The following is a 13,432-nucleotide window of genomic DNA, read 5'->3' on the forward strand; positions in this document are numbered from 1 at the left end:
CCACCCCGAAATAAATCCAAAACTGCGCCTTTGTATCTGCGGGGGGCACGGTGTGGGATCTTCGACCCCCCCATAAAATTTTTTAAATGGTGGGGGCCCTGAACTTCGGTTCAGGGCCCAACCCTTTTTTGTTTCCGGTCACTTGACGTTCATGTCCCGCGCCCAGCATCCATCGCATGGGTACTGCTGCAATGCTCAGGGCCGCGGGCGTCGGACTCGGTGACGAGGTGATCGTGCCGGCGTTCAGCAACGTCGAAGTCGCCGAAGCGGTCACCCGGGCCGGTGCGTTTCCCTCCTTCGCCGACGTGGATCCGGTGACCTACTGCCTCGATGCGGAGGCTGTCCACACAGCGATAACTCCGCGGACGGCGGCCGTAGTTGCCGTACACCGGTTCGGGCGGCCGGCCGATATCGGGCGGCTGTATGAACTCGGGCAGCGGCATGGGCTGTTGGTGCTGGAGGAGGGGGAGTCCGAGGCGCCGTACGACGAGGTGGCGCAGCGGCGGGAGCGGGCCGCCTACCTCGACGTGCGGCTGCGCGGCGTGCGGACGCCCGACGGTGGGGACGGGCACACCTATCAGCAGTACGTGGTCCGGGTGCCGGGGAACGGCCGACCCGACCGGGACGCGTTCGCACGAGCCTTGCGGGGCAGGGGAGTCGACTGCCGGGTGCCGGTGAAGACACCGCTGCACCGGCTGCCCGAGTTCCGGCGGTACGTGTCGCTGCCGCAGACCGAGCTGGCCGCCGACGAGACGCTGGCGCTGCCGGTCCACGCCTCGCTGACAAAGCGGGACATGCAGCGGATAGTCTCCGCCTGCAATGCCCTCGGCGGACTGCTTCAGCCCGCCTTCTGACAGAGTTTGGGAACACGGCTCCGTTCGGGGTATGCTCTATTCCGTTGCCGCGGGGGAAACCCCGATAAGTAACTGGCCCCCATAGCTCAGTCGGCAGAGCGTCTCCATGGTAAGGAGAAGGTCAACGGTTCGATTCCGTTTGGGGGCTCCAGAACAAAGAATCCCCTCGCCCTTCCGGGCGGGGGGATTCTTCGTTCTGACGGGTTCCTTCCGCCTGACTCATGCCACGCGCATCGCGAGGATTGCCATGTCGTCGGACGGGGCGTCCGACGCGAAGCGTTCCACCGCGCGCATGATGCGGGCCGCGACCGCGCCCGCAGTCAGGCCCGTGCAGGCGGTGAGCACGTCGGCGAGGCCGTCGTCGCCCAGCATGCGGGTGCCCTCACGGCGCTCGGTGACGCCGTCCGTGACACAGAGCAGGACATCGCCGGGGTCGAGGACGACCGTCTGCTCGTACAGCTCCAGGTCTTCCATGACACCGAGGAGCGGCTGGGGATCGGCGGCCGGCTCGACCGTGCCGTCCTGGCGCAGACGCAGGGGGAGGGGGTGACCGGCGCAGACCACCTTCAACTCCGCGCTGCCGTCCGGCTGCGGCCGCATCTCGCCGTAGAGGAGGGTCAGGAAGCGGCTGCGGGCGCCCTCGTCGAGGATCGCCGAGTTGAGGCGCTCCAGGACCGCCGGGCCGCTGAGGCCCTCCCTCGCCAGCAGGCGCAGCGCGTGCCGGGCGAGGCCCGTCACCGCCGCCGCGTGCGGGCCGGTGCCGCAGACGTCGCCGATCGCGAAGCCGTAGGCGCCGTCGCTGATCGGGAAGAGGTCGTAGAAGTCGCCGCCGACCTCGTTGCCCTCGCCGGCCGCGCGGTAGATGACCTCGACCTCGACGCCGTCGATGTCGGGGAGGTCGGGGGGCAGGAGGCTGCGCTGGAGGGACTGGCTGATGGCCGTGCGCTCTGAGTAGAGGCGGGCGTTGTCGAGGGCGAGGGCCGCTCTGCGGCTCAGGTCCTCGGCCAGCTCCAGGATCTCCTGGCGGAAGTGCTCGTCGGTGGGCTTGCCGAGGGTCAGCATGCCGATGACGCGGTTGCGGGCGACCAGGGGCAGGACGACGGTCTCGCCGCCCACCGCGGACGCCGTGGCGAGGGTGGGGCCGATGCCCGAGGACATCTGGTGGGTCGGGCCGCCGGTCAGGCCGAGGGTGCGCATGGAGCTGCGCAGGGCCGCGTCGTGCGCCGCCTCGCCGGGGGCCGACCAGACGCGGGCGCCCGGGGTGGGTACCGGGTCCGGCGGAGCGATCTTCGACAGCAACGACTTGATGCCGTCGATGAGTTCCTCGTCCTCGTGCAGGACGTAGGAGAGATACGGGTCGGAGGCCTGGTCGGCGATCGTGTAGACCGCGCACCAGGTGGCGAGGGTCGGGACCGTCATCTGGGCCATCAGGGCCAGGGTCTGGTCGCGGTCGAGGGTGCCGGCCAGCAGGTCGGAGGCCTCGACGAGGAAGCTGAGGGAGCCGCGGCGCAGTCGCTCCAGCTCGCCGAGGCGGGCCGACTCGACGGCCAGCGCGATGCGGTCCGCGGCGAACTGGAGGCGCAGGGCCTCCTCGTTGGAGTAGCGGCCCGGTCCCTCGGCCGCGACGCCCAGCGAGCCGGTGAGGCGGCCCTCGACCTTCAGCGGGACCGTGACGACCGAGCGCATGCCGGTGCCGTTGAGCAGAGGGACCGCGCCGGGCACGGCGAGGAGGTCCTCGTGGACGGCCGGCATGCGGGCGGAGCTGTAGCGGCCGGGCCCTGCCTCGACGGGGACGCGGGCGAAGCGCTGGCGGGCCGAGGGCAGGCCCGTGGAGGCGCGGACCTCCAGCTCCGTCTCGTCGTCCGTCGCCAGCAGCAGGAAGGCGGAGTCGCCGTCGAGCATGTCGCGGGCGCGTTCGACTGTGCGCTGGAGGAGGCCGTCGAGGTCGTCGGGGGCGGGAGAGCCGATGAAGACCTCGAAGGGGTCCGTGCTCTGGCCGTCGGCGGGGCCGTCGGTGGCGGGGACGCGTGTCGGTGACTGGAGCACCGCGCGTTCGTGGTCGCGGACCAGGAGGCAGACCGTGGAGGGGTCGCCCTCGGTGTCGCGGACGCGCAGGTGGGAGGCGTACACCGGGGTCACACGGCCGTTGGCGCCGCGGATGCCGTAGCTGCCCTCCCAGCGGGAGAGCTGGAGTGCCTCGACGATGCCGGTGCTGGTGCCGGGGGTGTGCGGCCAGGCCGCGAGGTCGGTGAGCGGCTTGCTGACGACCTGGTCGGCCGGGTAGCCGAAGAGTTCCTCGGCGTCCTCGTTCCACGCCGAGATGGCGCCGGTGCGGTCGATCTGGACGACGGCGACGCGGACGCGGCTGTCGGCGAGCGGCAGCAGTTCGGCGGGGAGCGCGGGGCCGGCGGTGCGGGTGCCCACCGGGCGGTCGGGCAGGTCGAGCTGGAACCAGACGGTCTTGTGGGTGGGCGTGTAGTCGACGCCCCAGCGGGCGGCGATGGCCGCGCACAGCTGGAGGCCGCGGCCGCCCTCGCGGTCGGGGCTGCCCATGGTGGCGAGGGACCCCTGGAGGGGGATCTCGCGCTCCGGGTAGCGGTCGGCGACCTCGATCCGTACGCCGTCCTCGTGGCGCAGGCACAGGAGGTCGGCGTGGGTTCCCGCGTGGACGACCGCGTTCGTCACCAGTTCGCTCGTCAGGACGACGGCGTCGTCGATGATGTCGGCGTAACCCCAGCCCTGGAGGGTGTCGCGGACGAACGCGCGGGCGGTCGCCACGGATCGCCCGACGGGCTCGAAGCTGGCAGCCGCGCGCGCGGTGATCACAGAACTCCTCGGCCGGTCGTCGACATGCTGGGCTTCTTCCCGGCTGTCCTGCTCGCGTCGCTGGTGCGGCGGAAACGCGCTCGTCGGCCGGGGGTCCGGGGGCTGTCCCCCCGGGATCAGTCCGGTGGTCATGTTGCGGCCGCCCTCCGATGCCCGCTCGTGCTCGTGCCACCGCCCAGGCCGGACGGACCGGCGTGGCTGGACAGCCGCATGCAAGGTTACTTACCTTCCCCACCCTTGCGGATGCCGGTCAGCTGTGTTTCCGCCTCAGCGTGTGCGGACGGTGTGCGGAAGCTGCCGAACTGTTATGGCCGGGTTCGGCGGGGATGAAACACTGGGCAGGTTTCTTGCCAAGGTCCGGCAGACTGGGTGTCTTGTGTGTTCGCCGGGCAGCAGCCTCTTGGGCCTGCCTGATTACATCGGCAGTACGACGGTCGACCCCTCCGGGAGGGACAACGTGGAGTCTGGCGCAGCGACGCGGGGCACGAAGGCGCGCGCGAAAGGCGGACAGACCCTGAGCAGGCAGCGCTCACCCCGAAGCGGGACCACCACGGTGGACACCGCGGCCCTGAACCGGCTGCTGGCTGCCCTGGTCTCGATGCGGGAGGGGAACTTCCGCAAGCGGCTCACGGTGTCCGGCGACGGCGTGATGTCGGAGATCGCCGCCGTCTTCAACGAGGTGGCCGACCGCAATCTGCATCTCACGGGTGAGCTGTCGCGGGTACGGCGCATGGTCGGGCGTGAGGGAAAGCTCACCGAGCGGCTGGAGACGGGTGCCTGCGAGGGCTCCTGGGCGACCGCCATCGACAACTCGAACGCGCTGGTCGACGACCTCGTACGGCCGGTTTCCGAGGTCGGGCGGGTGCTGTCGGCGGTGGCCGAGGGTGATCTGTCGCCGCGGATGGAGCTGCGGACGCACACTCCGGAGGGGACCGGGCATCCGCTGCGCGGGGAGTTCCTGAAGGTCGGGCGGACGGTCAACAACCTGGTCGACCAGTTGTCGACGTTCACCGACGAGGTCACGCGCGTGGCCAGTGAGGTGGGCACCGAGGGCAAGCTGGGCGGACAGGCCCAGGTGCGCGGTATGTCGGGTTCCTGGAAGGACCTGACGGAGTCCGTCAACACGATGGCGGAGCGGCTGACGGCGCAGGTGCGCGACATCGCGCTGGTGACGACGGCAGTGGCCAAGGGCGATCTGTCACGCAAGGTCACCGTGCATGTCGAAGGCGAGATGCTGGAGCTGAAGAACACCGTCAACACGATGGTGGACCAGCTCTCGGCGTTCTCGTCCGAGGTGACCCGGGTGGCCCGTGAGGTGGGCACCGAGGGCATCCTCGGCGGCCAGGCGCGGGTGTCCGGCGTCGACGGTGTGTGGAAAGAACTCACCGATTCTGTGAACACCATGGCCGGAAACCTCACGGCCCAGGTGCGCGGGATCGCGGAGGTCACCACGGCGGTCGCCAACGGCGACCTGTCGCAGAAGGTGACGGTGTCGGCGCGCGGCGAGGTCGCTCAGCTCGCCGACACGATCAACCAGATGACCGAGACGCTGCGGACCTTCGCGGACGAGGTCACCCGGGTGGCCAACGAGGTCGGTGCGGCGGGTCAGCTGGGCGGTCAGGCGAACGTGCCGGGCGCGGCGGGCACGTGGAAGGACCTCACCGACTCGGTCAACACCGTGTTCCGTAACCTCACCACGCAGGTGCGGGACATCGCGGCGGTGACGACGGCGGTGGCCAACGGAGACCTGTCGCAGAAGGTCACGGTGGACGTGGCCGGCGAGATGCTGGAGCTGAAGAACACCGTCAACGGGATGGTCGACCAGCTGTCGGCCTTCGGTGCCGAGGTCACGCGGGTGGCGCGGGAGATCGGTGTCGAGGGTGAGCTGGGCGGTCAGGCGCAGGTGTCGGGCGCGGCCGGGACGTGGAAGGACCTGACGGACTCCGTCAACACGGCGTTCAGGAATCTCACCGGACAGGTGAGGAACATCGCCCAGGTGACGACGGCGGTGGCCAACGGCGATCTGTCGCAGAAGGTCACCGTGGACGTGTCCGGTGAGATGGCCCAGCTGAAGAACACCGTGAACACGATGGTGGACCAGCTGTCGTCGTTCGCCGACCAGGTGACGCGGATGGCCCGGGACGTGGGCACCGAGGGCCGGCTCGGCGGCCAGGCCCGGGTGGACGGCGTGTCCGGTACGTGGAAGGAACTCACCGACTCCGTCAACTCGATGGCCGGGAACCTGACCTCGCAGGTGCGCAACATCGCGCAGGTGACGACGGCCGTGGCCCGGGGCGATCTCTCCCAGAAGATCGACGTCGACGCGCGCGGCGAGATCCTCGAGCTGAAGAACACCATCAACACGATGGTCGACCAGCTCTCCGCCTTCGCCGACCAGGTGACCCGGGTGGCGCGCGAGGTGGGCACCGCCGGGCAGCTCGGCGGGCAGGCGCAGGTGCCGGGTGTGGCCGGTGTGTGGCGTGACCTGACGGACTCGGTGAACGGCATGGCCGGCAACCTCACCGCGCAGGTGCGCAACATCGCTCAGGTCGCCACCGCCGTGGCCCGCGGTGACCTCTCCCAGAAGATCACCGTGGACGCGCGCGGGGAGATCCTGGAGCTGAAGAACACCCTGAACACGATGGTCGACCAGCTGTCGTCGTTCGCCCAGGAGGTCACGCGTGTGGCCCGTGAGGTGGGTACGGAGGGGCAGCTCGGTGGTCAGGCCGAGGTGCAGGGTGTCTCCGGCACCTGGAAGGACCTCACGCAGTCCGTGAACTTCATGGCGAACAACCTGACCATCCAGGTGCGTCAGATCGCCGAGGTCACGACCGCGGTCGCCAAGGGCGACCTGTCGAAGAAGATCACCGTCGACGCCAAGGGCGAGATCCTCGAGCTCGTGACCACCGTCAACACGATGGTGGACCAGCTGTCGTCGTTCGCCGAGCAGGTGACCCGGGTGGCCCGCGAGGTGGGCACCGAGGGCATCCTGGGCGGCCAGGCACACGTGCCGGGTATCACGGGCATCTGGAAGGACCTCAGCGGCAACGTCAACCTGATGGCCAAGAACCTGACCATGCAGGTGCGCAACATCTCCCAGGTCGCGGCAGCCGTCGCCAACGGTGACCTGACGCGGACGGTGACGATCGAGGCGCGCGGGGAGGTCGCGCAGCTCGCCGACACCTTCAACACCATGGTGAAGACGCTGAGCTCGTTCGCCGACCAGGTCACCAAGGTGGCCCGTGAGGTGGGTACGGACGGCATCCTCGGCGGGCAGGCGCACGTACCCGGTGTGGCGGGCACGTGGAAGGACCTCACCGAGTCGGTGAACCAGATGGCGTCCAACCTGACCGGCCAGGTGCGCAACATCGCCATGGTCACGACGGCCATCGCCAAGGGTGACCTGACGAAGAAGATCGACATCGACGCGCGTGGGGAGATCCTCGAGCTGAAGACGACCATCAACACGATGGTCGACCAGCTGTCGTCGTTCGCCGAGGAGGTCACCCGGGTCGCCCGTGAGGTGGGCACCGAGGGGCAGCTCGGCGGCCAGGCACGCGTGCGTGACGTCGACGGCACCTGGCGGGACCTCACCGAATCGGTGAACGAGATGGCCGGGAACCTGACCCGGCAGGTGCGTGCCATCGCGCGCGTGGCGACCGCGGTGACGCGGGGCGACCTGAACCTGAAGATCGACGTGGACGCGTCCGGGGAGATCCAGGAACTCCAGGACTACATCAACAAGATGATCGCCAACCTGCGCGACACGACGATCGCCAACAAGGAGCAGGACTGGCTCAAGGGCAACCTCGCGCGCGTGTCCGCGCTGATGCAGGGCCGGCGCGACCTGGAGGACGTGGCCTCGCTGATCATGAGCGAGCTGCCGCCGCTGGTGGCCGCGCAGCACGGCGCGTTCTTCCTGGCGATGCCGCCGGCCGACGGCGCCGACGAGCACTACGAGCTGCGGATGCTGGGCTCGTACGGCTATTCGATGGGGTCGATGCCGACCTCGTTCCGGCCGGGTGAGGCGCTGGTGGGCACGGCGGCGGAGGAGAAGCGGACGATCCTCGTCTCCAACGCGCCGAGCGGCTATCTGAAGATCTCCTCGGGGCTCGGGGAGGCGCCGCCGGCGCAGGTGATCGTGCTGCCGGTGCTGTTCGAGGGCCAGGTGCTCGGGGTGATCGAGCTGGCGTCCTTCACGCCGTTCACGCAGATCCAGCGGGACTTCCTCAACCAGCTCGCCGAGATGATCGCAACCAGCGTCAACACCATCTCCGTCAACACCAAGACGGAGCAGCTGCTGAAGCAGTCGCAGGAGCTGACCGAGCAACTGCGGGAGCGGTCGGCGGAGTTGGAGCAGCGGCAGAAGGCCCTCCAGGCGTCCAACGCCGAACTGGAGGAGAAGGCGGAGCTGTTGGCCCGGCAGAACCGGGACATCGAGGTGAAGAACACCGAGATCGAGGAGGCGCGGCAGGTCCTGGAGGAGCGGGCCGAGCAGCTCGCGGTGTCGATGCGCTACAAGAGCGAGTTCCTCGCCAACATGTCGCACGAGCTGCGTACGCCGCTCAACTCGCTGCTGATCCTGGCCAAGCTGCTCGCGGACAACGCCGAGGGGAACCTTTCGCCGAAGCAGGTCGAGTTCGCCGAGACGATCCACGGGGCCGGTTCCGACCTGCTCCAGCTGATCAACGACATCCTCGATCTGTCGAAGGTCGAGGCGGGCAAGATGGACGTCTCCCCGACGCGCATCGCGCTGGTGCAGCTCGTGGACTACGTGGAGGCCACCTTCCGCCCGCTCACCGCGGAGAAGGGCCTGGACCTGTCCGTGCGGGTGTCGCCGGAGCTGCCGGCCACGCTGCACACCGACGAGCAGCGGCTCCTCCAGGTGCTGCGCAACCTGTTGTCCAACGCGGTGAAGTTCACCGACTCCGGTTCGGTGGAGCTGGTCATCCGGCCGGCCGGGGCGGACGTACCGGCGGCGATCCGGGAGCAGCTGCTGGAGGCCGGTTCGCTGGCCGACGCGGACGCGCCGCTGATCGCGTTCTCGGTGACCGACACGGGGATCGGAATCGCGGCCAGCAAGATGCGGGTGATCTTCGAGGCGTTCAAGCAGGCCGACGGCACCACCAGTCGCAAGTACGGCGGTACCGGCCTCGGGCTGTCGATCTCGCGGGAGATCGCGCAGCTGCTCGGCGGTGAGATCTACGCCCAGAGCGAGCCGGGGCGTGGCTCGACGTTCACGCTGTATCTGCCGCTGCACCCGAGCGAGCTGCCGCCGCAGGGCTACCAGCAGGTCGTGCCCCAGTTGGAGGCGGGCGACCTGGTGGCGTCCGAGAGCGGGAAGCGGGAGCGGTCGGAGCTGTCGGGGGCGCAGATCCAGACGCCGGCCGAGGTGAGGTCGTACCAGGACGCGCAGAACGGTCCGGCGGCCCTGTTCCGGCGCCGGCGCCGGTCCACGGCCGGGAGCGAGCCGCAGGTCGGCCGGCCCGAGCAGTGGGCGCCGGTGCGGCAGGAGGCGGCGCCGCAGGGGGCGCGGGGCATCCGGTTCGGCGGGGAGAAGGTGCTGATCGTCGACGACGACATCCGCAATGTGTTCGCGCTGACCAGCGTCCTGGAGCAGCACGGGCTGTCCGTGCTGTACGCGGAGAACGGCCGTGAGGGCATCGAGGTCCTGGAGCAGCACGAGGACGTGGCGGTCGTCCTGATGGACATCATGATGCCGGAGATGGACGGGTATGCGACGACCACGGCGATCCGCCGGATGCCGCAGTTCTCGGGTCTGCCGATCATCGCGCTCACCGCGAAGGCGATGAAGGGCGACCGGGAGAAGGCGATCGAGTCGGGTGCCTCCGACTACGTCACCAAGCCGGTCGACCCCGATCACCTGCTGGCGGTGATGGCCCAGTGGATGCGCGCCGAGTGACGGGAACCGTCCGGGTGCACCGGGAGTTGCTGACTCACGGTGTCCGAAGGCGTGTAGTGGGGCGGGATTCGGGGAACCTTCTGGTCTTCCGCCGCGTTCCTGCTACGTGCACAGTGACATCACGGTGACAGGGTGTGGCGACGGTCGGGGTGCGGCTACCATGACCGGCACAGGGAAGGGCGGCGCAAAGGAGTCGTCCCCAGGGGCGGCGCCCGGTGCACTGCCGGGGCGAGGAGGGCGGGCCATGGTGCAGAAGGCCAAGATCCTCCTGGTCGATGACCGGCCGGAGAATCTGCTGGCGCTGGAGGCGATCCTCTCTGCGCTCGATCAGACGCTGGTGCGGGCATCGTCCGGGGAAGAGGCGCTCAAAGCACTGCTGACGGACGACTTCGCGGTCATTCTGCTGGACGTCCAGATGCCGGGAATGGACGGTTTCGAAACGGCCGCGCACATCAAGCGGCGAGAACGGACTCGGGACATCCCGATCATCTTCCTCACGGCGATCAACCACGGCCCGCACCACACCTTCCGCGGGTACGCGGCGGGTGCGGTCGACTACATCTCCAAGCCGTTCGATCCGTGGGTGCTGCGCGCGAAGGTCTCGGTCTTCGTCGAGCTGTACATGAAGAACTGCCAGTTGCGGGAGCAGGCGGCCTTGCTGCGGCTCCAGTTGGAGGGCGGCGGAGGCAAGGCGGCGGCCGACGGCGCCAAGGAGTCGCCAGGGCTGCTGGCCGAGCTGTCCGCGCGGCTCGCGGCCGTCGAGGAGCAGGCCGAGGCCCTCTCCAAGCAGCTCGACGACGAGTCGGCGGACGCGGCGGCGGTGGCCACCGCGGCGCACCTGGAGCGCAAACTCACCGGTCTGCGCCGGGCGCTGGACGCGCTGGAGCCCGGCACCGGAAGCGGCCCGCCCTCCGTGACGTCGCAGAGCTGAACCGGAACAAGCACGTGCCGCGGCCGGAGTTGTGCGTGAGCATGTGTCAGCCGTACGGGGGCGCGCGTCAGTTCCGCGCCTCCCTGGGAGCGACACGAACGGGTGAAGCAGCGGTCACACGTGTCCGCTGTCGTCTCCCCCGGTAACCTCACACCATGGCCTCACGTCCCTCCGCAGCCAAGAAGCAGCCCGCCAAGAAGGCGGCCGCTCCCGCGAAGGCTCCGGCGAAGAAGGCCGCCGCCAAAAAGGCCCCGGCGAAGAAGGCGCCCGCCCGGAAAGCCGCGGCCAACAAGCCCGCGCCCAAACCGGCCCCCAGTCCCACCGGGGGCATCTACCGGCTCGTACGCGCCGTCTGGCTGGGCCTGGCGCACGCCGTCGGCGCGGTGTTCCGCGGCATAGGGAACGGCGCCAAGAACCTCGACCCCGCCCACCGCAAGGACGGCGTCGCGCTGCTGCTGTTCGGCCTCGCGCTGATCGTCGCCGCGGGGACCTGGGCCGATCTGCGCGGCCCGGTCGGCGACCTCGTCGAGATCCTGGTGACCGGCTCCTTCGGCCGCCTCGACCTGCTCGTGCCGATCCTGCTCGCCGTCATCGCCGTACGGTTCGTCCGGCACCCGGAGAAGCCCGAGGCCAACGGCCGCATCGTGATCGGTCTGTCCGCGCTGCTCATCGGCGTGCTCGGGCAGGTCCACATCGCCTGCGGTTCGCCCGCCCGCAGCGACGGCATGCAGGCGATAAGGGACGCCGGCGGTCTCATCGGCTGGTCCGCGGCGACCCCGCTGACGTACACCATGGGCGAGGTCCTCGCCGTACCGCTGCTCGTGCTGCTCACGATCTTCGGGCTGCTGGTGGTCACCGCGACGCCCGTCAACGCCGTCCCGCAGCGGCTGCGGCAGCTCGGGGTGCGCCTCGGCGTGGTGCGCGATCCGGCGGCCGAGGAGTACGACGAGTTCGGCGACGACGAGGCGCGCTACGACGAGCAGTGGCGCGAGGCGCTGCCCGCGCGCCCCCGGCGCCGCTCGAGCGCCCCCGAGGCCTTCGACCCCGACAGCGTGGAGCAGGAGGCCCTCAACCGGCGCCGCGGCCGCCCCCGGCGCTCGGCCGTGCCGCAGCCCGCGATGGACCGGCGGATGGACGCCGTCGACATCGCGGCGGCCGCCGCGGCCGACCTCGACGGGGCCGTGCTGCACGGCATGCCGCCCTCTCGGATCGTCGCCGACCTCACCCAGGGCGTGAGCGTCGGCGACCGCGAGTCCACCACGCCGACGCCCGTCCCGGCCCCGGCAGGCCGGCCCAAGCAGGAGAAGCTCAAGGCCGGCGCCGTCCCCGACCTGACCAAGGCGGCTCCCGAGGCGCCGCGCGAACTGCCGTCGCGCGCCGAGCAGCTCCAGCTGTCCGGGGACATCACCTACGCGCTGCCCTCGCTCGACCTGCTCACGCGTGGCGGCCCCGGCAAGGTGCGCAGCGCCGCCAACGACGCGGTGGTCGCCTCGCTCACCACCGTCTTCTCGGAGTTCAAGGTCGACGCCGCCGTCACCGGCTTCACCCGCGGTCCGACAGTCACCCGCTACGAGGTGGAACTCGGCCCGGCGGTGAAGGTCGAGCGGATCACCGCCCTGACGAAGAACATCGCGTACGCCGTCGCCAGCCCGGACGTGCGGATCATCTCGCCGATCCCCGGGAAGTCGGCGGTCGGCATCGAGATCCCGAACACCGACCGCGAGATGGTCAACCTCGGCGATGTGCTCCGGCTGGCCGAGTCCGCCGAGGACGACGATCCGATGCTGGTCGCCTTCGGCAAGGACGTCGAGGGCGGCTATGTCATGCACTCGCTGGCGAAGATGCCGCACATACTGGTCGCCGGCGCCACCGGGTCCGGCAAGTCGTCCTGCATCAACTGTCTGATCACCTCGGTCATGATGCGGGCGACCCCGGAGGACGTCCGGATGATCCTGGTCGACCCCAAGCGCGTCGAGCTGACCGCCTACGAGGGCATCCCGCACCTGATCACGCCCATCATCACCAACCCCAAGCGGGCTGCCGAGGCGCTCCAGTGGGTCGTACGCGAGATGGACCTCCGGTACGACGACCTGGCGGCGTACGGCTACCGGCACATCGACGACTTCAACCGCGCGGTGCGGGAGGGGACCGTCAAGAAGCCCGAGGGCAGTGAGCGCGAGCTCCAGCCGTATCCGTATCTGCTGGTGATCGTCGACGAGCTGGCCGACCTGATGATGGTCGCGCCGCGCGACGTCGAGGACTCGATCGTGCGGATCACGCAGCTCGCGCGCGCGGCCGGCATCCATCTGGTGCTGGCCACGCAGCGGCCGTCGGTGGACGTGGTGACCGGTCTGATCAAGGCGAACGTGCCTTCGCGGCTCGCCTTCGCCACCTCCTCGCTCGCCGACTCGCGGGTCATCCTCGACCAGCCCGGCGCCGAGAAACTGATCGGCAAGGGTGACGGACTGTTCCTGCCGATGGGCGCGAACAAGCCGACGCGTATGCAGGGCGCGTTCGTCACCGAGGCCGAGGTCGCGGTGATCGTGCAGCACTGCAAGGATCAGATGGCGCCCGTCTTCCGGGACGACGTCACCGTGGGCACCAAGCAGAAGAAAGAGATCGACGAGGACATCGGCGACGACCTCGACCTGCTGTGCCAGGCGGCCGAACTGGTCGTCTCCACCCAGTTCGGGTCGACCTCGATGCTCCAGCGCAAACTGCGCGTCGGTTTCGCCAAGGCGGGCCGGCTGATGGACCTCATGGAGTCGCGGAACATCGTCGGCCCGAGCGAGGGATCGAAGGCACGTGACGTTCTGGTGAAACCCGACGAGTTGGACGGAGTGCTCGCCGTGATCCGCGGGGAGCCTGAAGAGTAGACGTTTCTCCGTGGGGACGGCG

Annotated in this window: 5 protein-coding genes and 1 tRNA gene; 5 read left to right on the top strand and 1 reads right to left on the bottom strand. The window is 69.7% G+C overall.

Annotation, left to right across the window (positions count from 1 at the left end):
- Positions 1–191 precede the first annotated feature (191 nt).
- Together ACFWJX_RS24875 and ACFWJX_RS24880 are read left to right on the top strand one after the other, a co-directional pair.
- Positions 192–854 (top strand): DegT/DnrJ/EryC1/StrS family aminotransferase, encoded by a 663-nt coding sequence (locus ACFWJX_RS24875; protein ID WP_383247715.1) that lies wholly within the window; start codon positions 192–194, stop codon positions 852–854.
- A 75-nt stretch (positions 855–929) separates the two neighbouring features.
- Positions 930–1,005: transfer RNA gene (locus ACFWJX_RS24880), tRNA-Thr, on the top strand.
- Positions 1,006–1,073: 68 nt separating this feature from the next.
- Here ACFWJX_RS24880 and ACFWJX_RS24885 read toward each other — a convergent pair.
- Positions 1,074–3,812 carry a SpoIIE family protein phosphatase gene (locus ACFWJX_RS24885; protein WP_383247123.1) on the bottom strand — a complete coding sequence of 913 codons (2,739 nt, stop codon included), beginning with the start codon at positions 3,810–3,812 and terminating at the stop codon, positions 1,074–1,076.
- Positions 3,813–4,137: 325 nt separating this feature from the next.
- On the opposite strand from ACFWJX_RS24885, the gene ACFWJX_RS24890 reads away from it, so the two are divergent.
- The 3 genes from ACFWJX_RS24890 to ACFWJX_RS24900 all read left to right on the top strand — a co-directional run bounded on the left by ACFWJX_RS24890 (position 4,138) and on the right by ACFWJX_RS24900 (position 13,410).
- On the top strand, positions 4,138–9,603 hold the full coding sequence (locus ACFWJX_RS24890; RefSeq protein WP_383247126.1) for a HAMP domain-containing protein: 5,466 nt from the start codon (positions 4,138–4,140) through the stop codon (positions 9,601–9,603).
- A 244-nt stretch (positions 9,604–9,847) separates the two neighbouring features.
- A complete protein-coding gene (locus ACFWJX_RS24895; protein ID WP_252547314.1) occupies positions 9,848–10,534 on the top strand; it encodes a two-component system response regulator in 687 nt (228 codons plus the stop codon).
- A 155-nt stretch (positions 10,535–10,689) separates the two neighbouring features.
- On the top strand, positions 10,690–13,410 hold the full coding sequence (locus tag ACFWJX_RS24900) for a DNA translocase FtsK (RefSeq protein ID WP_383247129.1): 2,721 nt from the start codon (positions 10,690–10,692) through the stop codon (positions 13,408–13,410).
- Positions 13,411–13,432: the final 22 nt, after the last annotated feature.

It is taken from the genome of Streptomyces sp. NPDC058335 (genome assembly GCF_042723915.1).
Classification (GTDB): Bacteria; Actinomycetota; Actinomycetes; order Streptomycetales; family Streptomycetaceae; genus Streptomyces.